General features: G+C 65.1%; 20 protein-coding genes and 1 pseudogene. 5 read left to right on the forward strand and 16 right to left on the reverse strand.

The window, feature by feature from the left end:
* Window positions 1-25: 25 nt before the first annotated feature.
* From BLR24_RS04565 to BLR24_RS04585, 5 genes are all read right to left on the reverse strand, one after another.
* Complete coding sequence (locus BLR24_RS04565; protein ID WP_093013376.1) at window positions 26-3049, reverse strand: PAS domain S-box protein; 3024 nt, start codon at window positions 3047-3049, stop codon at window positions 26-28.
* A gap of 216 nt (window positions 3050-3265) precedes the next feature.
* Window positions 3266-3700, reverse strand: a complete 435-nt coding sequence (locus BLR24_RS04570) for a universal stress protein (RefSeq protein ID WP_093013379.1) — start codon at window positions 3698-3700, stop codon at window positions 3266-3268.
* Window positions 3701-3710: 10 nt separating this feature from the next.
* Window positions 3711-4421 (reverse strand): TerC family protein, encoded by a 711-nt coding sequence (locus tag BLR24_RS04575; protein WP_093013382.1) that lies wholly within the window; start codon window positions 4419-4421, stop codon window positions 3711-3713.
* A 135-nt stretch (window positions 4422-4556) separates the two neighbouring features.
* Entirely contained in the window at window positions 4557-5951 is a 1395-nt protein-coding gene (locus tag BLR24_RS04580; protein WP_093013385.1) for a sensor histidine kinase, read from the reverse strand.
* The gene (locus tag BLR24_RS04585; protein ID WP_093013387.1) at window positions 5938-6612 is read right to left on the reverse strand and encodes a response regulator; all 675 of its coding nucleotides are present in this window, start codon (window positions 6610-6612) and stop codon (window positions 5938-5940) included. Before BLR24_RS04585 ends, BLR24_RS04580 begins: the two co-directional genes overlap by 14 nt.
* Window positions 6613-6828: 216 nt before the next feature.
* Between BLR24_RS04585 and BLR24_RS04590 the strand changes: the two genes are divergently transcribed.
* Complete coding sequence (locus BLR24_RS04590) at window positions 6829-7818, forward strand: dioxygenase family protein (protein ID WP_254787165.1); 990 nt, start codon at window positions 6829-6831, stop codon at window positions 7816-7818.
* Window positions 7819-7956: 138 nt separating this feature from the next.
* Here the strand turns inward: BLR24_RS04590 and BLR24_RS04595 are convergent, their stop codons facing one another.
* Together BLR24_RS04595 and BLR24_RS04600 are read right to left on the reverse strand one after the other, a co-directional pair.
* Window positions 7957-8163: a hypothetical protein gene (locus tag BLR24_RS04595; protein WP_093013393.1), complete on the reverse strand. Its 207-nt coding sequence runs from the start codon at window positions 8161-8163 to the stop codon at window positions 7957-7959.
* Between the two features lie 103 nt (window positions 8164-8266).
* Complete coding sequence (locus BLR24_RS04600; protein WP_217636285.1) at window positions 8267-9019, reverse strand: response regulator; 753 nt, start codon at window positions 9017-9019, stop codon at window positions 8267-8269.
* 188 nt (window positions 9020-9207) lie between these two features.
* Between BLR24_RS04600 and BLR24_RS04605 the strand changes: the two genes are divergently transcribed.
* The gene (locus tag BLR24_RS04605) at window positions 9208-11433 is read left to right on the forward strand and encodes an ATP-binding protein (RefSeq protein ID WP_093013399.1); all 2226 of its coding nucleotides are present in this window, start codon (window positions 9208-9210) and stop codon (window positions 11431-11433) included.
* Between the two features lie 326 nt (window positions 11434-11759).
* Here the strand turns inward: BLR24_RS04605 and BLR24_RS04610 are convergent, their stop codons facing one another.
* The 3 genes from BLR24_RS04610 to BLR24_RS04620 all read right to left on the reverse strand — a co-directional run bounded on the left by BLR24_RS04610 (window position 11760) and on the right by BLR24_RS04620 (window position 14257).
* Window positions 11760-13211, reverse strand: coding sequence for an IS1182 family transposase (locus tag BLR24_RS04610; RefSeq protein ID WP_093014679.1), 1452 nt, complete (start codon window positions 13209-13211; stop codon window positions 11760-11762).
* A gap of 155 nt (window positions 13212-13366) precedes the next feature.
* Window positions 13367-13762, reverse strand: a complete 396-nt coding sequence (locus BLR24_RS04615; protein WP_093013402.1) for a VOC family protein — start codon at window positions 13760-13762, stop codon at window positions 13367-13369.
* Window positions 13763-13840: 78 nt separating this feature from the next.
* Window positions 13841-14257, reverse strand: coding sequence for a 4-oxalocrotonate tautomerase (locus BLR24_RS04620; protein WP_093013405.1), 417 nt, complete (start codon window positions 14255-14257; stop codon window positions 13841-13843).
* Window positions 14258-14399: 142 nt separating this feature from the next.
* Between BLR24_RS04620 and BLR24_RS04625 the strand changes: the two genes are divergently transcribed.
* Window positions 14400-14975 (forward strand): TetR/AcrR family transcriptional regulator, encoded by a 576-nt coding sequence (locus BLR24_RS04625; protein ID WP_093013408.1) that lies wholly within the window; start codon window positions 14400-14402, stop codon window positions 14973-14975.
* A 529-nt stretch (window positions 14976-15504) separates the two neighbouring features.
* On the opposite strand, the gene BLR24_RS04635 is transcribed toward BLR24_RS04625, so the two are convergent.
* The 4 genes from BLR24_RS04635 to BLR24_RS04650 form a co-directional block, all read right to left on the reverse strand.
* Window positions 15505-15897, reverse strand: coding sequence for a hypothetical protein (locus BLR24_RS04635; RefSeq protein ID WP_175543178.1), 393 nt, complete (start codon window positions 15895-15897; stop codon window positions 15505-15507).
* A gap of 126 nt (window positions 15898-16023) precedes the next feature.
* Window positions 16024-17364 (reverse strand): metal-dependent hydrolase family protein, encoded by a 1341-nt coding sequence (locus BLR24_RS04640; protein ID WP_093013411.1) that lies wholly within the window; start codon window positions 17362-17364, stop codon window positions 16024-16026.
* 62 nt (window positions 17365-17426) lie between these two features.
* Entirely contained in the window at window positions 17427-18215 is a 789-nt protein-coding gene (locus BLR24_RS04645; RefSeq protein ID WP_093013414.1) for an alpha/beta fold hydrolase, read from the reverse strand.
* Window positions 18216-18225: 10 nt separating this feature from the next.
* A complete protein-coding gene (locus tag BLR24_RS04650; protein WP_093013417.1) occupies window positions 18226-19095 on the reverse strand; it encodes a fumarylacetoacetate hydrolase family protein in 870 nt (289 codons plus the stop codon).
* A gap of 185 nt (window positions 19096-19280) precedes the next feature.
* On the opposite strand from BLR24_RS04650, the gene BLR24_RS04655 reads away from it, so the two are divergent.
* Window positions 19281-20150 carry a helix-turn-helix domain-containing protein gene (locus tag BLR24_RS04655; protein WP_093013420.1) on the forward strand — a complete coding sequence of 290 codons (870 nt, stop codon included), beginning with the start codon at window positions 19281-19283 and terminating at the stop codon, window positions 20148-20150.
* A 276-nt stretch (window positions 20151-20426) separates the two neighbouring features.
* Here BLR24_RS04655 and BLR24_RS04660 read toward each other — a convergent pair whose 3' ends face one another.
* Both BLR24_RS04660 and BLR24_RS04665 read right to left on the reverse strand, forming a co-directional pair.
* The gene (locus BLR24_RS04660; protein ID WP_093013423.1) at window positions 20427-21107 is read right to left on the reverse strand and encodes a hypothetical protein; all 681 of its coding nucleotides are present in this window, start codon (window positions 21105-21107) and stop codon (window positions 20427-20429) included.
* A 295-nt stretch (window positions 21108-21402) separates the two neighbouring features.
* A pseudogene (locus BLR24_RS04665) lies at window positions 21403-21848 on the reverse strand (VOC family protein).
* A gap of 563 nt (window positions 21849-22411) precedes the next feature.
* Here BLR24_RS04665 and BLR24_RS04670 point away from each other — a divergent pair.
* A complete protein-coding gene (locus BLR24_RS04670; RefSeq protein ID WP_093013426.1) occupies window positions 22412-23437 on the forward strand; it encodes a phosphotransferase enzyme family protein in 1026 nt (341 codons plus the stop codon).
* Window positions 23438-23475 lie beyond the last annotated feature (38 nt).

Genomic DNA, 23475 nt, shown 5'->3' on the forward strand with positions numbered 1-23475 from the left:
ATGGTCTTCGCCGCAGCCGAAAAGACTACGGCCGATCGCCCTCGACCGGCAGCGCCGCCGCCTGCACGTTGTTGCGGCCCGCCCGCTTGGCCTGATAGAGCTTCTCGTCCGCCTTCCCGACCAGTGCGGCGGCGGTCGCAGTGCCACCCTGGTAGAACGCCAGGCCGATGCTCGCGGTGATTTCGATCGTTCGCTGCTGCTCGATGACGAAGGGCGCCTGCATCGCCGTCACGAGCTTTGTCGCCGCGGACACTGCGATGTCGGCATGGGGCAGCCCCTCCATGATCACGGTGAACTCGTCGCCGCCCAGGCGCGCGCGCACATCGCTGGAGCGCAGGCCTTGCGACAACCTGCTCGAGAAAGCCTTCAGCAGCTCGTCGCCGGTCTGATGGCCGAACTGGTCGTTGATCTGCTTGAAGCCATCGATGTCCAGGTACATCAGCGCCATCAGCGCGCCCGCGCTGCGGCTGCGGTCCATGGCCTCGCCGAGGCGCGCTTCGAAGCCCGCGCGGTTGGCAAGACCGGTGAGCGGATCGATCTGCGCCAGGTTCACCAGGCGCTTCTCCTCGAGCTTCTGCCGCGTGATGTCGGTGATCACGGCATGGAAGCCGACGATGGTTTCAGTGTTTGCCGCCGGCTGCGGGATGTACTGGGCCTCGTAGCAGTTGTAGCTGTCGCTCTGGCTGACTTCGCTCTGGAAGGTGACGACCTCGCCGGCCAGAGCGGCGCGGATGTGCGGCTTGACGCTCTCGTAGGCCGGGTCGCCCAGGAGTTCATGCACGGTGTGTCCCTGAATCTGGTCGCGAGAGAGTCCGAATTCGCGCTCGTAGGCCAGGTTGTTGAACCGGTAGCGCTCGTCCGCATCGATGTAGGCCACGCGCATCGGCAGCGCATCGGCCACCGTGCGCAGACGCGCTTCGCTTTCCTGCAGGGCTTCTTCCGCCTCGTGATGCGCGGTGATGTCGCTGTCCAGCGTATAGAGGCCCATCACCTCGCCCTGCTCGTTGCGCTCCGGAACCAGCGTGGCCTGGATGTCGCGGCGCCCGCCGGGTCCCGCCACCCGCCGCTCGTAGGTGACCTGGCGCCCACCCAGGGCCGCCCGGATGTACGGCTCCATCTGGGCCCACGCCTCGTCGCCGTAGAACTCGTGCAGGCTCCGGCCGATCAGCTGCAGAGGCTCGACGCCGAACCAGTCCTGGTAGGCCTTGTTGACGAACCGGAATCGCAGGTCGCGGTCGAGATAGGAGATCAGTGCCGGCAGGTGGTCCGTCACCATGCGCAAGCGGTGCTCGCTCTCGCGCAGTGCCTGCTCCGCGACCTTGGCCGCCGAGATGTCGCGCATCAATCCGGAGAAGTACTCCACCTTGCCGTGCTTGTCGCGATGCGCAATCACCATGTGGCTGACCGGGAACTCGCGCCGCTGCGTGTCCCACACCATCGACTCGCCCACCCACACGCCGGTGGCGACCGCGGTCGGCACCACCTCGGACCTGAATCTCTCCAGCGTTTGCGGTGGATTGAAGTCGGACACTTTCAGCGTCTCGATCGGGGCATCGAGGTCCACTCCCGTGCGGCGGCGCGCGGCCGGATTCATGTAGATGAGCCGCCCCTTCGCATCGTTCTGGATGATGAAGTCGGTCGTCATGTCGAAAATGGCCGTGAGCGTGCGAAGGGCGCGTTCGGCCCGCGTGCGCTCGGTGATGTCGGTCACCGTTCCCACGTGTCCGAGCACGCGGCCTGCTGCGACCACGGGCCGGCTTCGCAATGCCACCAGCACCTGCGTGCCGTCCTTGCGGTGAAGCCGACGCGTGGCGTTCAGCGGTTCGGCGGCGTTGACGAGGCCAATCCAATCCTGGCGAACCTTCTCCCGGATCTCCTCGCGCACGAGCGTGAGCCAGCCCTCTTGCGCGTCCTCCCGCTCGAGCCCGTGGATCGCCAGATACTCGTCATTCACATAGGTCATGCGGCCGCTGCTGTCGCAACGGAACAATCCCACGGGCGAAGCGTCGGTGACCGCGGCCACCTCCAGACGCTGCTCACGCAGGTCGGCCATCAACGCATCGAACTCGCGTGCCAGGTCGCCGCGCTCGTCGTTGGCGACGACGTCGAGCTTGACCTGGCTGTCCGGTGAATGGCGCAGGGTACGGATCGCATTGCTGAGCGCCTCCAGGGGACGCATGAACCAGGCCGTGCCCAGCCAGACCAGCAACGCGCAGCCCAGGCCCAGCCAGAGCAGCTGAAGCAGCAGGTTTCGCCTCGCCTGTTCCAGGGGCGCGTATGCGGCGCGCGCCGGCACGATCAAGCGCAGATCCCAGTTGGCGCTGCGCACGGTGGCACGCGTTGCCAGGTCGCGCTCGGGATTGCCGGCGAAGGCGTCGACGGCTGCGTCGGCAGGCTTGAGCAGCAGCTTCGCATCGGGGTGCATGACGATCCGGGGCGACTCGCCGCGCGTGACGATCTCGTAGTAGCCACCGCGGCCGACGGTGGCGCGGCTCAGATCGCCGAGCACGTTGGCGCGCTGCAGGTTCAGCGCCGCGCCCAGCACGCCGATGAGGCGGCCGTCCGGCCCTTCGACGGGCACGGCCATGACCACGGCGGGCTGCTGGCTGCCCTTGGTGAGCAAGGGCGCCGAGATGGCCGGCTGGCGCAGGTCGCGCACGCGCTTGAAGTAGTCGCGGTCGGCCACGTTCGGCGGCCGGCTCGCGGGTGGGTTGATGGCGACGATGGCGCCGTCCAGCGTGGCAAGCGCGGCGTTGTCGAACATCGCTCGCAGATCCTTGTCGGCAAGGAAACGCTGCTGCGCCGCGGGATCGTCAAAGCCGCGCTCGCCAAGTTCGCGGGCTGCACGCGACAGGGCGGCCAGATGAACACCCAGCTTGTAGTCGAGATCGGCCGCGGCGCTCTCGGTCAGTGCCTGCTGCTGCTCGCGCATCAGGTCGACATACTCGCTGGACAGGCTCCGGTACTGCCACCCGCCCGTTGCACCCACCAGGGCGAGCACGAGCAAGGTGATCAGCAGCGCTGTCTTCGTTCTCAGCTTGAGCCGCACGGGGTCTCCTTCGCCGCCGCGGCAGTGGTTCGGGACTGCATTTTTCGATGATAGCAACGGGCTGCGCAGCGTCCCGTCCGAAGCGCGCAGGCAAAAGAAAAGGCGCCATCGATTGGATGGCGCCCCATTAATACTGATGCATTCGTTGTGCCGGCCCGCGATGGGCGCGGACCGCCGAACGACTGAATGCGAGACCGGCCGAGGCCGGTTCCGATATCAGGAGCCGATGACCTGCAGATCGCCGCTCGCACCCAGCAGCTGGCGCACCTGCTGCGCCAGCGAGCCGAATATCCGTCCGGCCAGGCCGGGCTCTTCGCGGCCGAAGACGATGCGGTCGCAGCCGAAGTCCCGCGCTGCCGCAACGATGGTCTCGGCGCTGCGCCCGATCACCACGGTGCTGTTGCAGGACACGCCCGCCATCGCGAGCAGGTTCTGCGCGAACTGCAGTTCCTCGGCGCCCGTGCTTTGCTGCAGCTCGCGCAATTCTTGCGCATCGAAGAACATCGCGACGTGGCCGGAGACTACGGGCTGCACCCGCAGCAGCCGGACTGCCGCCGGCTCCTGCTGGCAGATGCGCACGACCTGCTCGATGGCAGAGCGCGTGCGGGCCGGCTCGGTCGGGTCGATGGGGACCAGAATGCGCCGTCTCACGCCGGCACCTTCAGGCGGACTGGTTGGCGGCTTCCGGCTCTTGCTCCGGCTCTTGTTTCCGGCGGCTGGTGAGCCACTTGCCGATGACAACGACGGAGATGGCGCCGATCGCGGGAACGATCTTGTGCAGCGCATGCTGCTCGGCGGCCCATCCGGCGATGGACGGATCCGACATGGCCATTTCGCCGGCCACCCACCCGAGCAGGGCTGCACCGAGCGTGATGATGATCGGGAAGCGATCCATGAGCTTCAGGATCAGGGTGCTGCCGAAGATGATCAGCGGAATGCTGATCACGAGGCCGAACACCAGCAGCGGGACGTTGCCCTTGGCAGCGGCTGCGACGCCGACGACGTTGTCCAGGCTCATGACCAGGTCGGCGATGACGATGGTCTTGATGGCCGCGGCCAGGCTCGAGTGGCCGTCCAGGTTTTCTTCGCCTTCATCGCCCTTGAGCAGGCCGATGCCGATCCAGAACAGCAGCGCGGCGCCCACCAGCTTAAGGTAGGGAAGCGTCAGCAGGTACACCGCAAAGAAGGTCAGCACCACGCGCAGCACGATGGCGCCCATGCTGCCGAACAGGATTGCCTTCTTCTGCTGCGCGGGCGGCAGCGAGCGGGAGGCCATCGCAATGACGACCGCGTTGTCGCCGCTCAGGACGATGTTGATCAGGATGATCTGCGAAAGGGCAATCCAGAAATCCGGACTGGACAAAAACGACATGGTGTCTCCTCGAAGTGGACGCGGAACCAAGTCGGTTCCGTCGTGTCCGAGGCTACGGGCCTGCGCTGTCACCTTTCTGCCGCTACGCTGTCAGTAACTTGTCTGCCAGCTGTCAGCCAGCTTACAGCCGCCCGGTCAGGCGGCCCGCAACGGGAAGAAGACGCTGAAGGTGTTGCCCACGCCGTCGATGTCTTCCTCCAGCGTGATGCGCGCGCCGTGCAGCGTGGCGATCTCGCTCACGATGGCGAGACCCAGGCCGCTGCCATCCTCCTGCGTGCCAAGCAGGCGGTGAAAGCGCTCGAAGATGCGCGCGCGCTCCTCCACCGGCACGCTCGGGCCGTCGTCGCTGATCGCCAGGCGGCAGTGGTCGCCGTCGCTGCGGGTCACCCGCACGGTCACGCGGCCGCTCGGCTGGCTGTAGCGGATCGCGTTGTCGATCAGGTTGTTGATCAGCTCGCGCAGCCGGTCCCGGTCGGCGTTGATCACCAGCGGATGCTCGACGCCTTCGAAGCCCAGATCGATGTCGCGCTTGAGCGCCTGCGGCACCCAATCCATGCTGACCTCGAGCGCGTAGGCATTCAGGTCGAGCGGCTGCAGCTGCATGGCGTCGAGCGCGCCGGGCTCGTTGCGGGCCAGCGAGAGCAGCTGCCGCACCAGGCGCGAGAGCCGGTCGGCGCTGATGTACAGCTGCGCGAGCGAATGGCGCACGCGCTCCGCGTCGTTCTCCCGCAGCGCCAGCTCGATCTGCGCCTTCAAGCCGCTGACGGGTGTCTTCAGCTGATGGGCGGCGTCGGCCACGAAGCGGCTCTGGAAATCGAAGGTCCGCCCGAGGCGCGCCATCAGCTCGTTGACTTCATCGACAAGCGGCCGCACCTCGCCCGGAACATCGTGGGTGTCGATGGGGCTCAGGTCCAGGTGCGACCGGTCGGACACCGCGCGCCGCAGCCGCTGCAGCGGCTCGAGTCCGCGCGAGACGCCGAACCAGACCACGGCCGTGGCCATCACGATCAGGAGCAGCTGCGGCACCACCACGTTGGCCACCATCTCCCAGGCAAGGCGCGTGCGCTTGTGCAGGGTCTCGGCGACCTGGACCAGGACCTTCGGCGTTGCCGCGTCGGCGCCCACGGGCATCCAGGCCACCAGCATCCGTACCGGTTCGCCGCGCACGGTGTCGCGGTAGACGCGCGGCTTGCCGGGCTCTCCGCCGCGCTGTGGCGGTGGCAATTCCGCATCGCCGCCGAGCGTCGCGCCGTCTTCGCCCACGACGCGAAAGAAGAGCAGGTCTTCCTGGTCCAGCAGCAGGATGTTGCTCGCGGCCTCGGAGAGGTCGAGCCGAGGACGGTTGCCATCGAGCTTCACGTGCAGAACGATCTCGCGTCCGATCTCGTACAGCGCACGGTCGTAGGCCAGATCGGAAAAACGCAGCGAGTTCCAGTAGGCCGCCCCGGTGTCCAGCACCAGCAGCACCACGAGCGGTCCGAGCAGCCAGGCCAGCAGCTTGCGCCGCAGCCTCGGCTCAGGTTTCCGCATCGCTGCGGTCCATCAGGTAGCCCATGCCGCGCACGGTGCGGATCTCGCATCCGAGCGGCTCCAGCTTCTTGCGCAGCCGGTAGACGTTGACCTCGATCGCGTTCTCACCCACCTCGTCGCCCCAGCCATAGAGATGATTGACCATCTGCTCTTTGCCCACGACGCGACCCTCGCGCATCATGAGCAGCTCGAGCACGGCGAGTTCGCGCGGCGACAGGTCCAGCGGCCGCTTGTCGTAGAACACGCGGCGGCCCACCGTGTCGAAGCGCAGCCGGCCGTGTTCGAGAAAAGGCGTGGAGTTGGTACTGCGGCGCAGCAGCGCACGCACGCGCGCTTCGAGCTCCGGCAGGTCGAAAGGCTTGGCCAGGTAGTCGTCGGCGCCCAGGTCAAGTCCGCGCACGCGGTCCTGGAGTGTGTCGAAGGCCGTCAGCATCAGCACCGGCATCGTCGACTTGCGCGCGCGCAGCCGGCGCAGCACGTCGAGGCCGCTGAGCTTGGGCAGGCCGATGTCGAGAATCGCGAGGTCGTAGATGCCGAGCGCGAGCGCATGGTCGGCCTCTTCACCGGTGGACACGATGTCCACGGCGTGGGCGGACTGCACCAGCGCACGCGAGAGCGCGTCCGCCAGTACCTTGTCGTCCTCTACAAGCAATATACGCATTGGTTCGCACCCGCCCTTGTGCAACGAATATGCTAACCGCAATGCCCTTGGGGGAGATGGCGGCGACCGGAACCACCGGCGGCCCTTCGAGGCGTGCGTGCCGCATCGATCGCGATGCAACCCACAGGGCCCCGCGCAACAAAAGCGCAAAACGCCGAAATCCGCCGGCAACATCACGGCTCGAAGCTCCAGGCTCAACCCACCCATGGAGCCACAGTGTCAATCCACGATCCCCGCCATACAAAGAGCAACAACAGTGCTGTCGCAACGCCGGCCCATGGCCATCGCCTGGCCGATGACCTCCCGCTGATCTCGGCGCAGCTTCTGGAGCGCCGCAAGGCGCTGGCCTGGCTGGGTTCCAGTGCCGCCGGCTCGGCGCTCCTGCTGGCCGGCTGCGGCGGCGGCGGCTCCGACGGGAGCAGCCTCGCGGGCTTGGCGACCACAGCCACGACCGGGACGAGTTCGACGAGCACCACGGCATCGGCGAGCGGAACGAGTTCCTCCACGTCGAGTTCGAGCAGCTCCACGACCACCAGCAGCTCCAGCAGCAACTGCACCGCCCTGCCCGGCGAGACCTCGGGGCCCTACCCGGCCGACGGCACCAACACCTCGTCCGGCGCCACGTCAGACGTGCTGACTGCCAGCGGCATCGTCCGCAGCGACATCCGCAGCAGCTTCATCAGCTCGACGACGCAGGCACCCGGCGTGCTGACGACGCTCACGCTCACGCTGGTCAACACCAACTCGAGCTGCGCCCCACTGTCGGGCTACGCGATCTACCTTTGGCACTGCGACCAGGGCGGCAGCTACTCGCTGTATTCGGCGCCGACCGAAAGCTACCTGCGAGGGGTGCAGGTGACCGACAGCAACGGCCAGGTCACTTTCACGACGATCTTTCCCGGCTGTTATTCGGGCCGCTGGCCCCACATGCATTTCGAGGTCTTCGCGAGCCTCGCCACCGCCACCACCGGCAAGAATTCCGTTCTGACCTCGCAACTGGCAATGCCGAGTGCTGCTTGCAGTGCGGTGTACCCCTACGCTTCGGGCTACACCCAGAGCGTGGCCAACTTCGCGGCCATCACGCTTGCGAGCGACAACGTGTTCGGCGACAACACCGCGGCACAGATCGCCGCCATGACGCTCGCGATGAGTGGCAGCGCAACGGCTGGCTACACCGCCACGGCGACGATCGGCATCGCGCGCTAGCTTGGCCGGCTAGGCCCGCGTCGCCCCGCGCCAACAGCGCGGGCGTACGCGGCTGCAGCGCAACGGCCACCGAAGGCGGCCTGGGGTAAGGCCAGCGGCACATGCGGCCGCTGGCCATTTTTTCTCCTCTTTCGAGGCTCACACTTCCCGATTGAAGGCGTCACGGTCTCGTGGACCGGTGCGAAGCTGCGTCGCCTGCGGCAGTTCGTGCGCCAGGTTGCATCGGCGAGTGAGCAGCGCGAGGTGCTTCGCGTCCCAGGCGAAGAACATCGCAACCAGGAACGCATCGACCACGCTCAGCGCCATCAAGGTGCGCCAGTCCCACAGCAAGTCGAAGAGGGTCATGAATCGATAGAGATGATGAATGCGAAGCCCCGAGCTTGAGGCTGCCTCATTGCGCACCGATTTCACCGTGTTGCGGCGCTTTGCCGCGGCCCGGCCGCTGATCTCAGGCCGCGGGCGTGTGCGTGACGGCCGGCATGAACATGTAGCCCTCGTTGCGCACGGTGCGGATCAGCTCGGCCTTCACCTCGCCCGATGCCAGCTTGCGCCGCAGGCGGCTGATCTGCACGTCGATGGCGCGGTCGTACGAGTCGTTGTCCGCGCCGAGCGCGTACTGCACCAATTGGTCCCTGGTCAGCACGCGCCGCGGGTGCTGGACCAGCGCGCGCAGCAGACGGAACTCGCCGTCGGAGAGGTCCACCAGCCGGCCGGTGGGGTCGTGCAACAGCCGGGTTTCCAGGTCGATGCACCAGCCCGCGAAGTACAGCAGCGTGGCCGGCGCCTCGCGCGCGGCATCGGGCGCCTGGGCAGGCCTGGACGCCGCCGCATTGGCGGTGCGGCGCAGCACGGTGCGAATGCGCGCCAGCAGTTCGCGCGGGTTGCAGGGCTTGGCCAGATAGTCTTCCGCGCCGATTTCCAGGCCCACGATGCGGTCGATGTCAGTGCCCACGGCCGACAGCATGATCACCGGCGGCCCGCCGATCTTCTGCAGTTCGCGCAGTGCGCTCAGTCCGTCTTCGCCGGGCATCATCACATCGAGCACGACGAGCGCGTAGTCGGCCTGCGCGAGCCGCTCGCGCATCTGCGCGGGATCGCTGGCGCCGTCGACCTGGAGGCCGTGCTTCTCCAGGAAGGACGCCACCAGGCTGCGGATGCCGGCGTCGTCGTCGACGATGAGGATGCGGGTGGTCAGGTTCACGGTGCGGCGAATCGGGTAGCGGATCATAGGCCCGGTGCCGGTACTGCCCGCCGCCCCGGCTGCAATGAAATGAACTGCAATATCGTGAAATCGGGCTGCAACAACCGGTCCGCAGACTCGCGCACCAAAAGCACGGATGGCACCCCGCCCGGCGTGACATCGCCTCCGGCCCGTGCCAGCATCAGCCCATGAACCCCCAAGGAACCGCACGCCGTTGGTCGGGCCCGCCGCTCGCGCTGCAGATCATGGCGCTGCTGCTGGGCGGACTGGTCGTGGCGCAGGGCGTGACGCTCGCACTGACCATGCTGCTGCCGCCCGAGCCGCAGCGCCAATGGGAGCTGGGCGACATCGCGCGTGTACTTTCGGGAAAGAACGCGGAAGGCCGCAATGCGCACCTGTTGCAGCGCTCGCTGCAGGCGCGCGCGCCTGAGCCCCAGGGGCAGGGCTGGCTGACCTCCGAGCGCTCGCGGCGCGACCTGGCACGCCTGATAGAACGGGACGAGGCCGAGGTGCGGCTGTACTTCTTCACCCCGCTGCCGTTCGCAGGTACCACGGGCGCCGTCGCCGCCGCGCCGACGCAAGCCGCGCCGCAGGCGGCCGCACGCCAGATCGCCACGACCTTCGGCCCCACGGGCTTTCAGCGGGTGCAGGCCGGTGGCGGGCCTGGAGGGCCCTCGACGCCTGGGGGGCCCGGCGGCCCTGGAGCCCCCGGCGGATCCGGATTCCGAGGAAGCCCGGGTGGGTTCGGCGGCGGTTTCGGCGTGGGACGCGGCTCGGGGGGCAGCGTGGGTGGCTCTGCGCAGCAGCCGGCGGCCGGCGGCGCAGCCGGTCCTCCGCCAGGCGACGCACCCGGCGCCGCGACGAGCACGCCCGCCACTGCGCCGGGCGCGGGGTTCGTGGGTGCGGGCTCCCTGGGCAGTCCGACGGCTCCGCCGCCGGCAGGCATTGGCGGTCCGGACGGCACCGGTGCCGCGACGTTGTCACCCGGACCATCTGCGCCACCCGGGGCCACCGGAGCGCCGAACTTCGCCCCCCCGGGCGCCGCCGCGCCCCAGGCGCCGTTGCCTGCGGCGCCGCCTCCCGGCATGCCCGGCCAGCCAGTTGGCCCCGGCATCCTGTCGGCACCCGTCACACCGCCAAGCCTTCCGCTGGATACCGAACGTCCGCTGCCACGCAGGGCACCTGCAACGGCTGAAGCACCGACCATGCGCGCCCCCGAAGCGCCGCCACCACGCACCGAGCCCACGCGCCCGGCGCCGCCCAGCACTGCGCCGGCGAACGCCGCGCCGCCGCGCGCGGACGTCGAGGCGCCACGAGAGTCCAGAAGCGCCGGCAGACCCCCGACCCCGCCGCCAGGCGACGCAACCACCGGGCCGGCCACGGACACGGCGCGCCCCGCCGCGCGCGGTCTGTTCGGCCTGGCGCCGGCACCGTTCGTGGAGGGCGACTTCATCGCGGCAGTCCATACGCGCGAAGGCAGCTGGATGGTGGTGCAGCCTGTGCCCGAGTCCTTCCCGAACGCATGGCAGCGCCGCGTGCTGCTGTGGTTCCTCATTGCGGCAGCCATCGTGGTGCCCGTGGGCTGGCTGTTCTCGCGCCGGCTGGTGCGTCCCATTGCCGGCTTCGCGCGCGCGGCCGATCAATTGGGCCGCGATCCGGTGGCGCCGGTGCTGGCGCTCGATGGTCCGGCGGAGATCGGACGCGCGGCGCAGGCCTTCAACCGCATGCAGGCGCGGCTGCGCAGCTTCGTCGACGACCGCACCGTAATGATCGGCGCCATCAGCCACGACCTGCGCACGCCCCTCACGCGGCTGCGCTTTCGCATCGAGGACGCACCCGACGACATTCGCGCCGGCATGCTCGACGACGTACAAGAGATGGAGCAGATGATCGGCTCCGTGCTCAGCTTCATCCGCGATGCCTCGGTGGTCAGCGCGCGCGAGCGCATGGACTTCGCAAGCCTGGTGGAGGACGTGGTCGAGCAGGCGGTGTTCGTCGGCAAGGACGTGCAGCTGCAGCGCATGGAAAAAGCACCGGTGGAGGTCGATGTGATCGGAATGCGCCGTGTCCTCGACAACCTGATCGAGAACGCCGTCAAGTACGGGCACCAGGCGTGTGTGCGCCTCTTCACCGACGGGCCCGATGCCGTGGTGGAAATCGGCGATCGCGGGCCGGGACTGCCCGCCAGCGAACTCGAGCTGGTGTTCAAGCCGTTCTATCGCACCGCGCAGGCCCGCGCCTCGCACGCCACGGGCAGCGGACTCGGGCTGGCCGTGTGCCGCTCGATCGCGCGCGCCCACGGCGGCGACGTCGTGCTCAAGCCCGGCGGCTCGCACGGGCTTCTGGCCCAGGTTCGCGTCCCGCTGGCGCTGGAAGTGCAGCGGCTGACACTGCAGGTGTCCGGCGCGCACTGAGCCGCGTGCGCGGTGAGCCGTGCGGCCGGCCCGGATACTTCGGCTGCGGAACGCCTCAACTTCAGCAGGTCGGGGCCTGGTGTCCTGCGCGCCCTAGGACTTTCGCCCGCTGCGCGGTTGAAGCGCAGTACCCAACAACGTCGCGCCTCTTATCCCTCGCGGATGTGGTGCTCACCGGCTGGTTTGGGCCGAGGCTGTGTAGAAACGCGCCGCATTGCCACGCCGAAGGCGGCTGACTCGCCGAACTTATCCAGTGCTCTGGTGCTCAGAACTCGCATTTCGAGGCCTCGTGACGCTCCTTGTGCACGCGTCAGATACACAGGGACTCATGCCCCCGCCAGCCGCATTGCCTTCATCGTTTCTGCAATACCCAGCACTCTCATCACCCGCTTGAGGTTGTAAGCCAACACGTGGAGACTCATTTCTGTGCCGACGTGCTCGATGGTCTTCATCAAGAAGTGCGTCGAACCCATCCAGTGCTTTAGCGTCCCGAAGACATGTTCAATCGTGGATCTTCGCAGCGTCATGGCGTCGAGTTTTCGATCCAGCCGTTGCTGCACGCGTTCGAGCACTGCTTCGTGCTCCCAGCGGCGGATACGTCGATAGTCGCCCGGCGTGCACTGCGCCTTCATTGCGCACCGCGGGCATGCACTGCTCCAGTACAGATGCGCATTGAGATCGCTCTTTCTTTCATACGTGCTGAATCTGTATATCGCACGCTCGCCTGCTGGGCATTGGTACTCGTCGTCCTTGGCGATATAGATGAAGTCTGACTTGTCGAATCGCCCCTCGGACTTGGCATTTGATGTCATCGGCTTCGGCACGTAGGCCGTGATGCCAGCATCCTCGCAACGCTTGAGCTCGGTGCCGTTGAAGTAGCCGCGATCGGCAAACACCTTCAGCTTGCTCTTGCCAATCGCCTCGCGGGCAGCCACTGCCATCTTGCTCAGCTGTGCTCTGTCGTGGCCGATGTTGGTGACCTCGTGGGCAATGATCAGGTGATGCTTGCGATCAACCGCCGTCTGGACGTTGTAGCCCACCAACCCGGTGCTCTTGCCCTGCTGAAGCATCGAACGTGCATCGGGATCTGTCAGCGAGCGCTGTTGACCTGGTTCGTTCTTCAACTCCTCTTTGGTCTCGTCCAACTGACGCATCTGATCGCGCAGCTTCCGAATCTTCTCCTGCAGGCGATCGGTCTTCGCTTCGATCTCTGCTGGCTGGGTGCGATCCGCCGTCTCTAGGGCGTCCAAGTAGCGCTTGATGCTCTGCTCAATCTGTTCCTTACGGGCGTCGATCTTCCCGGGTGAGAAATTGCGGTCTCGACTGTTTACCGCCTTGAACTTGCTGCCGTCGATCGCTACCACGCCTTGTGAGAAGAGCTTGAGCTGCCGGCACAGTACGATGAACTTCCGGCACACGTTCCGGATGCCATCACCATTGCTGCGCCTAAAGTCAGCGATGGTTTTGAAGTCCGGTGCAAGCCTGCCGGTAAGCCACATCAGTTCGACATTGCGTTGGGCTTCACGCTCCAGGCGACGACTCGACTGGATGCGGTTGAGGTATCCGTAGATGTAGAGCTTCAGCAGGACCGAAGGGTGATACGAGGGTCGGCCGGTCGCCGCCGGATCCGCGCCTTCGAAGCCCAAGGCATGTAGATCCAACTCTTCGACAAAGGCATCGACGACTCGCACCGGGTTGTCCTCACCGATATAGTGGTCGAGGCACTCGGGCAGCAGCGTGACCTGTTGTCGGTCGTCCCCTTCGATGAATCGCTTCATGGCCACCTCGCTCAAACGGGTTGGCAGATTTTATTTTGAGTGAGACGATCGACGAAGCGTTTTCACACAGCCTCGGCCCGTTGCCGACCTTCGCTTTGCTCCGAAGGAGACCTTGGCCAAGGAGATCGTGCTCGACAAGCGCGCTGCCGACGATCTCACTCCGCGCAGTTCAGCATCCACTGAACACCGAAACGATCGGTCAATTTGCCGTAGTAGTCGCCCCAGGGCTGGACGCCCAAGGCCGTTGTGATTGTCCCGTCAGCACCCAGGGCCTGGAAGAGCTTGTTCGTGGAATCTCGGTCGTCCATTGCGAGCAAATGCGCGGAGCCCCGCATCGGCTCGGCGTCTTCGTTGTCTGAAGCATAGAAGAGCAGGTCTGGCCCCTCGAATTTGGCGTGCATGACCTTGCCGCGCATGGCCTCGTTCTTCACGGGCATGCCATCGACTCCGTAGCGCAGCACCTCGACGACACGGCCAAGACCGCACTGCGTATAGAAAGCCAAAGCCTGATCACAGGTTGTGGTGAAGAACAGATAGTTCGAGAGTTGCATGATGGTGTACCTGGATGGGGGAGGGACCACGACACGGTCCGCCCCACCCGGGAGACCGCGTCGCTGCCCCCGGATGTGTCAGGCCGAAGCAGCCCCTTCGCCAAGCTGCGCGTTGGTGAAAGCCATCCCAGCAATGCCCCAGGCCCCGTCCACCGCGTGCACTACGTTGACCCATATGCGCTCCTTCGGGTGGTGCGCGCCAGACAGCTCATGAATGATGCTGGTGGCCTCCTCGATGTAGCCGACTTGAACCTCTCGACTGGCGAACGTGAAGGATGGGACCTTCCATTCGACGAAGGCCACGGAGGCCTCCTTTGATCCGGAATACGTGTGCTCCTTCGGCAAGACGTGGATCGAGCCAACGATGTTGGGCGTCATCGCCTTGTTTCCTGCCAGGCCGTGCCACTTGAGCATGGCGTCGGACAGGCGGGTGAAGGCGACTTTTTCCTGACCTTTGGGGAGAACGCCCTCGGTCAGGGTGAGCGTAAGTGGCATGGGTACTCCAAGTAGAAAGAACGGCGTCGACTCACACGCTGCGATCCGCAGGGTATTTCAAGTAACGACCGTTATTCGATAATACATAACGATCGTGTTTTGAACAACTACAATCGTTAGCTTCAATGTCAAAGGAGCCCTCGTGTCAAGGTCCGAACAGAAGGTGCAGACGCGGCAACGCATCCTGGAGGGGGCAGGTCGCGGGTTTCGCAAGGCTGGATTCGGCGGGATCGGGGTGGACGGCCTGGCGAAGGAAGCAGGCCTGACATCGGGCGCCTTCTACGTTCATTTCGACTCGAAGGCTCACGCATTCCGAGAATCGGTTGCACAGGGCATGGCCGAATTGCGAGGCGGCGTGCTGTACTTCCAAGAAAAGCACGGACGCGCTTGGTGGCCGGAATTTGTGCGCTTCTACCTCAGCGCCAAGCGCACGTGTGATTTGTCGGAGAGTTGCACGCTGCAGACGATGCCGGCGGAAGTATCGCGGTCGGACGAAGCCTCCCGAACAACGTTTGAGAAGGCTTTGCGCGACATTGCAGAGGCGATCGTTGATGGTCCTGCCTCACCAAGTGCACCGCGGGATATTGGAGCCGCTTGCGCCGCGCTCGCTTCGCTGGCGGGCGCCGTCACGCTCGCACGTGCCGTTGGGAATGGCGCCTTCGCGGACCAGATCGCTGCAGGGACGGAACGCGCATTGCTCGGCGCGCCAAGCCGATAGCTGCTTAGGTATCCGCATCCAACGCCGGCTCCTGGCCGCATTCTGTCTTCTGCGTTGGCCGGACAGTTCATCCACATTAACTTCGCGGGCGCTCCATAGCGGTCGTTGAGGCGATGAAGCCAAGCTTTGCGAAGAACCCGCCAGCGCCTTCTCTTCCAGCTCGAAGCACCCAGGTGATGTTCGCGTTTTCCGCAGCGCCTCGATGGACTGCTCCACGACAGGTCCGCACGTTTTTACGCAACTGGGCTCAGGTGCGTGGGATGGCGAAGCGCCAGAAACATGGTGGACAACCGTTCACACGTGGAATCGAGAGCGGAAATCTCATAACCCGAGTTGTTGATCCGGTTGAATCTCCACTCGTCCAGGCCCTTGCACCAACCGGCCGGTTGCTTTCTCGGGCGGACGTTGAGTCGCGGAGCGGGGCCTTGGACTGGGCATGCGAAGTGGCCTACGACATCAGCGTCGAACACGACCAGATCTCGTCGTTCATCCTGAGCAAGTCTGGCGCGAGTCCCTAACCTCCGCGGTGTCACCGTGAGTTGAAGGTTGTCAACGGCAGCAAATGGTCCCTTCCGGCTGGTCGGCCGGCCGGGTTCTCGCCGCTCGTAGCGCGAAGCCATTGCTCAAACCATTCAATAGGCATGCGCACCTGCTCATAACCAGTGCGAAGTTCCTCGACGGAATAGGTGTTGACAAGGAAGAGTTCCCACTGGGCATCCACATCCGTGAGGACGGGGAGTAGCCGCTCGATGTCGGGGGGAGCATCAACCTCCACGTACTGACTCCAGAATCGGGCACACCACTCCGCAATCTGCTTGTGCGAATATGGCGAGCCGACGGGCAGTGCACCCCAACGTAGCATCTGAACGGCTGCCGCGACGGTGAATGGGAAATCAACGGGTGCAGGAGCTAGGGTGCTCATTTGAAGGCCTCACGCGAACGTCTGGTTGTGGCCGACTACGGCAGTACACGAGCATAAGCCCAGCGACCGCAACCGCTGCAAAAGCTGCCCGCCGCGACCATAAACGAGCACCCGGACCAGCCGCGGTCAGTGCATCTCTGCTAAGGCTTCCTTGACGCCTTGTTCCTGCAGCGGTGAGTCAGCGCCTTCCAGATGTAGCGCCGCGTGCGAGGGAACAGGCGTCGCGCAGTCCTTGTGAATCACACCGTCCTTCATGACCAGTTGCACCTTGGCCGGATCCGTCAAAAGCGACAGGTCCTCCAGCGGATTGCCGTCGACGAGCACGATGTCTGCGAGAAAGCCCGCCTTCAACTGCCCCAGTTCATCGGGTCGCAACATGATCTGCCCGCCCAGGCGCGTCGCGGCCATCAGCGCCTCCTTCGGTGTCATGCCGATGTAATCGACAAAGTATTGGAGGTCGTTGGCATTGGTGCCGTGCGGCATCCACGCAAAGCCGTAGTCCCCGCCCGGCAGGATGCGAATGCCGCGCTTGTGCATCTCGCGCAATGAGGCCGACGCAATCTCCAGCTCGCGCTTGTAGCCCATCTGCGTCGCCACGGCCTCGGTAATGCCGTATTCGGCCGCGTTGTAGGTCGTGCGAACCAGCCAGCCGATGCCGGGCGCGACAAAGTGCTGGTCCTTGGCCGCTTCCAGCATGTCCAGCGCCTCCGCATCGGCAAAGCTGGCGTGGTAGACCATCTCGATGCCGTGGCGCACGCACTGCTTGACCGATTCGCTCGAGCGCGCGTGTGCCGCCATGCGCTTGCCGTAGCGCTTGGCCTCCTGCGCCAGCATGGCGACCTCGTCTTCCGCAAACGGCGACATCTCGGCCGGCAGGCCAGCGATGTACTCACCCGACAGATTGATCTTCAGGTGGTCGACCCCGTACTTGATGAAAGTGCGGGCCGACTTGCGGATCTCTTCAGGGCCGCTGCAGACGCTGCCGAAACTGAGCTCTTCGAACTTCATGTGCGGCAGCGTGTTGTCGCCCAGCGCGCCGATGGTGGTGATCTCCTGGCTGCCGGCCAGGTAGCGCGGGCCGGGGAATTCGCCTGCGTCGATGGCGTTGCGCAAGACCACGTCGAGCCGCGGCTTGGCCGCCGCGGCGCCGATCGCCGAGGTCCACCCCATGTCGAGGTAGCGCTTGGCGACGCGCACGCACCAGAGCATGTGCTCTTCGGGCGGCATGAATTGGATGGCCGCAAGGGAGGGTTGATCGTTCCAAGAGAAATGCGTGTGGGCCTCGGTCATGCCCGGCATAAGAAAGCGGCCCTTGCCGTCGATCACGCGCGCGTCGTCGGTGCTCACGCGCTTCGGAAAGCGGGTGACTTCTACGATGCGCTTTCCTTCGACGAGAAGATCGCCGGTGTACGGGTCTTCGCCCGAGCCGTCGAAGATGCGGACATTGGTAAATGCAATACGGGTCATCGTTGTCTCCTCCGGCTTGTGCCGCCGGCCATGGGTTGTCGAAAGGGGGACTTGGCGCCGTCTCAGCGGAGCGCCGCGTAGAAGGCTTCGAGTTCTTGTATGCAGCGCTGCGGCTGCTCGAAAGTCGTCCAGTGGCCGCATCCGTCGAGCACGACGAGGCGGCTGCCGACGATGCGTTCCTGCATGGCGCGAACGCTGACCACTGGGGCTACGACGTCTTGGTCGCCGGTGACCAACAGCGTCGGAACGTCAATGCGTTCGAGCGCGGCCGCCTCTGCATCGGCGAGCGCCGCACAGCTCTGCGCGTAGCCCTCGGGCGCCTGGCGCATGACGCTCTCGCGCACCAGCGCGAGCACTGCCGGTTGCTGTTCCTTCGTCTGCGCGCTAGTCGCAGCCTTTACGATGGCATCGGCGATCTCCTGCATGGCCGCCACACCGCCGCGCGCCGCGTGGGCACGGGCCGCGATGTTGGGGCGCGCCGCATCGGGTGGCGCCGCCAGCGGGCCGAAAAGCGCCAGCGACTTCACAAGGCCGCGGCTGCGCACCGCCAGGTGCTGGGCGACGATCGTGCCCATCGAGTGCGCCATCACATGCACCGACCCGACGTCGAGCGCCGAGAGCAGCCGCGCCATCGCGTCCACGTAGCGCTCGATCGACAACGTCTTGCCGTCATTCGGCAGCGGTGTTCTTGCGCTGCCTGGAAGATCGGGCCTGATGCGGCGAAAACTGCGGAGCGCCGGCAAGACGGGCGTCCAGTTGTTCGACGAGCCGCCCAGCCCGTGAATACACAGCAGTGCCTCGCCGTCACCGTCGATTTCGACGGTCAGATCATTCAGAACTCGAGTCGTCATGCGCAGCCCTTCAGACGAACTTGTTCTCGATGGCGCCGAGCCGATCGATCTCCACACGCACCACGTCGCCGGCGCGCAGGTAACGCGGCGGGCTCATTCCCATACCCACGCCGGCCGGCGTTCCTGTTGCGATGACGTCGCCGGGATAGAGCGTGATGCCGCGCGAGACTGTCTCGATCAGCATAGGGATGTCGAAGATCATGTTCTCGGTCGGGCCGTCCTGGCGCAGCTCGCCGTTGACCCAGCAGCGCACGCGCGTCTTGGTGCCGTCGAACTCGTCGGCAGTAACGATCCACGGGCCCATGGGGCAAAAGGTGTCGAAGGACTTGCCCAAGTCCCATTGCCCATGGCGCATCTGTACATCGCGCGCGGTCACGTCATTGACGACCGTGTAGCCGAACACGTGCGACATCGCAGCGGAGCGCATGATGTTCTTGCCGCCCTTGCCGATGACGACGGCCAGTTCGGCTTCGTAGTCGATCTGCGTGGACACCTCGGAAGGCACGAGCACGTCGTCATGCGGGCCCACGACGCATTCGGGCACCTTGGTGAAGACAATGGGCCACTCGTCGGTTTTGGCCGCGTTGTCCTTGAACACCGAGGCAGCCAGTTCCTTGGCGTGCGCATGGTAATTGCGGCCGACGCACCAGAGATTGCGACGCGGCTTGGGCAATGGCGCATCGAGCACCACATCGTCTAGGTTGACGGCGGGAGCGGCAGCCTCCGGAAGCGAGCCGCCCTCGGCCAGGGATTCGATCAGCGTCAGCACGCCGCTGTCGGCTTGGGCCTGCGTGAGTTGCAGTGGGGCGACGGTCTTGCCGTCTGCGGAGACGAGGCCGACCTTGCGGTGGCCTTCGCTCGTGAAAGTGGCGATTCGCATGAAGGTTTGCTCCTGTGTTTTAGCGATGCGCCAACTTTAGGAATTGCGAGCCGAGGGCGCTTATCGGCCGATCCGGCGGCGTATCAGATCGTCTGGTGTGCTTCTAAGGACTTACCCGAGGCGCTGCGCCGGTCAGGGGTGCGGGGAGAAACAATCGCCGCAAACGACCTTGATGAAGCACGCAGATGCAGGAAGCCTATGCACTCCACGAAGGCGCGTTCGGGACGGCGATCGTCCTGGAGGCGAGCGCCAATCTCGTGTCGCACGCGCACTCGGAAACGCAGCTCGCCCTTTGGCTGGGCGGGGCGCGCGCGTGCGCGCACGTCGGTACGGAAATCGTGCCCTACAGCGAAAGCGTTGCGCTGGGCGTGAACGCGTTTGAGGCGCACGACATGGTGCGCCTGGACGACAGCGGGTCGAGCCTGTTCATCGTCTTCATGATCAAGAAGGATTGGCTGGACGAACTCAGCCACGCGAAGGAACGCAGTTTCCGGTTTCCCTCGCCGCGCGTGCCTATCGGTGACGCATTGCGGCGTTCGTGCTGGCGCGTACTCGACCTGATGATCTCCGCCGGCGGCGGACGCGAACAGATCGACAACGAGGTGGAGCACTTGCTGGAGGCGGCCATCGCGGCCTCCACGACTGGCGGCGATGCCACCGCTGTTGCGAGTGGCATCGGCGTCACGCTGGACCATCGCCTGCGCGCCGCCATCGCCCACATGCGTGCCCATGTGTCTGAAAAAACGACCATTGACGAGATCGCGGCCAAGGTTGGCCTGTCGCGCGCGCACTTCTTCGCCTTGTTCCGCGACCAGTTGCACACGACGCCGCAGGTGTTTTGGAGCGGGGTGAGAGTCGAAGAAGCGATGCGGCGCGTCAGTGAGGGCGGCGAGCTCACAGACGTGGCGCTCGACTTGGGCTTTTCAGCGCCCGGCAACTTCTCGCGCTTCTTCAAGGAGCACACCGGGATTTCGCCCTCGATTTTCAAGCGAGCCACACGTGCACCTTCGCCTGTCACTGTCACGGGAATACCGCGTGAAGGCCAGGGGTCTTAGGCTCTCAGAGGAGCGGCGAATTGTTTGCAGCTTGATCAAAGCCAAACTCCCCGCGGCCGTGAATCACCGAACACTAGGCAGCATCAATGTTGAGCCTGTGCCCGACGGCTGCTTTCGGGTCTCAAGCTGACATTGCCCTTGGCAACACGAACGGCAGCTTGCGCCGAATGTAGCCGCAGGGGCGGCAAGGAGCACGACTTGCATCGTCATGCTCGAACTCGGCAAGGGACTGCCTCGTCGAGACGACGCGGGCCGAGGCCCGCGCATCTACCAAAGTCAGTTCGTCGCGAAGCAGTACATCAGCCCAGCGCTGCCGCTCATTTTGAGTTGGTCGACGCTGCAGCCGCGCGTACCGTGCGAAGAGTTCCACGAAGCATTGGCTACTGGATCGGGATTGGTGCCCTTGTGGTCGTGGTGACCCACGATGGCGGAGCCGCCGTCGCTTTTGGTCCAATTGCCGCACGTGGTGTCCTTACCGGCGTCGGGCACGGCCAGGGTGCCGTCAGGGCGCGAGCCGGTGAGGATGTCGTGGCGGTTGACCGGATCGCCGGCGCCGGAGACAACCTCGCCCTTCTCGGTCAGCGAGGTGTCCTTGCCCACCTTGGCGTTGGCGCTGTGCAGGTCGGCCACGCTGGTGGCGACGACCACTCCCTTGGCATTCGTCCAGGGACCAGTGCCGATCCGGTCGCGCGCATTGACAGCCGGCTGCCCGTCCGCGGCAGCGGTGCTCAAATAAGCGCGCCACGTTTTGTTGCCCGCCCCTGCACTCGTGGCCAGCGACTGGCAGAAGCGGTCGGCTCCGGCTAAGCCTCCGAGGTCGCCGCCCTTGCCGGGGTTGACGCTGGTGATGAAGAAGCTCATGGAGTTGCCGCCCGATGAACGCATGGCACCGCAACCGATGATCAGTGCGGTGGCTGCGACGGCGGCGCCAGTGGAAAGAAATAAGCGACTGGGCATCGGGAGTCTCCTGGCAGTATTGGAGCCAGAAGGCTACCGCACGGGCGTGTCAGCGGCAACCCAGGCCCGCCCTCCATGCGGCCACCGCAACGCAACATCATTGCGGCGGAAGGACGGCTGCTTTTGGCGGCGTGCAGCCCGAGAGCGGCCAGATCGATCGTAGTGCTGCAGACCCATAGCGGTCGAGCAGCGCTGCGGATTTCTCATGCGGAAAGCAGCCGGTCACCAACGTTCAACATGAGCGTCAGCCGACAGCAAGCGAAGCTTGCAGTCGGGCGTCCGCTCGATGGAGGGGTTAGGTGCCATGCCCGAGCTCTTGAGCGAGCCCGATCAGGATGCCTTCGGGGCCCCGCACGTAGCAGAGTCGGTACGTGTTTTCGTACTGCACAACTTTGCCGACGAGTTCCGCGCCGCGTTCACCGAGACGGGCGAGCGTATCGTCGATATCCTCCACGGTAAACATCACGCGTAGGTAACCAAGAGCGTTCACTGGGGTGCGACGGTGATCGGCGACCACAGGCGGCGCAAGGAATCGGGAAATCTCGAGCCGGCTGTGACCGTCCGGCGTACGCATCATGGCAATTTCGACGCGCATGCCGCTCAATCCAGTGACGCCATCCGCCCAGTCTCCTTCGATTGGGGCGCGTCCCTCGAGCTCAAGGCCAAGTTCGGAAAAAACGCAATGGCGGCATCGATGTCTTCAACCACGATGCCCACGTTGTCCATACGCTTCACCGTCATGATGTCTCCTTGGCGCCTGGCTGAAGCGCCGATCGTAACGCTGCCGGCCTGACCTCCCGCTCAAGCTCAGCGGTATCCGCGCGAGCAGCTGCGCGAGAAATTGAGGCCACACCAGAGGCACAGGATAGTTGCCATCCGCGATCGTCCGCTACTGGCCGCGGTCCGACATCGAGAACTCGCCTCGTGATACCGAGATACCAATAGGACCAGCTGAAGCTACCTTGCAAGCACGAGACCTGTGGACCTCTGAGCGACTGATCGGGAGCCGTCTCAATCAGATGCAGGAGGGACCATGCCAATCCGAAGCAGTCATCGGAGCCAAACAACTTCGCGAGCTCCGTCACCTCGTCTTGGGCAACGACGGGTGATAGCCTCCAAGGCAGCTTCGTAGCTTTGCAACTACCCAACCGATGCTCTATCGCTCGCTGGCAGTGGCCCAAGTGCCAGAAGTTCTTTGATCGCGGTTCGCATATCGTTGGCCGACTTTAGTCGTTGCCCTGTATCGTGCGAGGCCCGAAACGAAGGAAGGTGTCTGGCGAGGCTCACCGAATGAACAATGCACCATGACCGATACCCAGAAAAACGATCCCGATCTCGTTCCCACCCACACTACCGCCGCCGCGATATCTGTTGCGCGCTGGGTTGCGCAGCACCATGGCTTGCCGGTGCAGCAGTGCGCCCTGATTCGCCGCGGTCTGAACGACAACTATGCGGTGCGCTGTGCCGACGGGACCCGGTACGTGGCGCGCCTGTACTCGATCCGTCCGCGCGGCGGCTTCAACGTCGATTTCGAAGTCGCGCTGCTAGAGCATTTGGCGTCCAAGGGCGCGAGCGTGGCAGCGCCAGTGCTGATGGCCGACCGGCGTACGCACGTCCAACTGCAATTCCCCGAAGGGCTCCGTGCATTGGCCCTGTTCCGCCACGCAGAAGGCACGACGCCCGACACGCTGGACGACTTCGACCTGACCGGCCGCGCCTTGGCCCACATCCACGAGGCAGCGCGCGACTACGTGGGCCCGCCAAGTCGCTATACGCTTGACGGTCACCACCTTGCCGGCAGGACCTTGGCCTACCTGAAGGTGTATCCAGAGCTGAACGAGGATCTGTTGGAAACGTACCGCCGCCTGGTACATCGCCTTCTTGAAGAACTGACTGCGGCCGAGGACGGGCTAACGCGAGTCGTATGCCACGGTGACACGCACGGCTTCAACAATCATGTGAACACGGACGCGGCCGGTATCAAGAAAACCATGTTCTTCGACTTCGACGATGCAGGCCCGGGTTTCTTGGCATACGACCTGAGCGTGCTGCCTCGGTCGTACCTGTTTCGCAAGAGCCTCAAAGAGCCCGACGACGCGTTGCGCGAGCGCTGGATGCACTACCTGCGCGGCTACCGCGCGGGCGGCGGCGGGGTGAGCGAACGTGACATAGCTGCGTTACCACTGTTCGTGCAGCTTCGGCACCTATGGAATCTTGGCGAGGCAGCCGGCCGGCTGCACCACTGGGGAACGAATTCGGCGCCTGTGGACTGGCTGCAGAAGCAGGTGGACATGTTCGAGGCGTGGAAGGGGCTGGACCTGCGCGCCTAACGGCCTGCTGTTGGCTCAGCCGCTGTGCGGCACGCACC

It is taken from the genome of Variovorax sp. OV700 (genome assembly GCF_900099805.1).
Lineage (GTDB): Bacteria > Pseudomonadota > Gammaproteobacteria > Burkholderiales > Burkholderiaceae_C > Variovorax.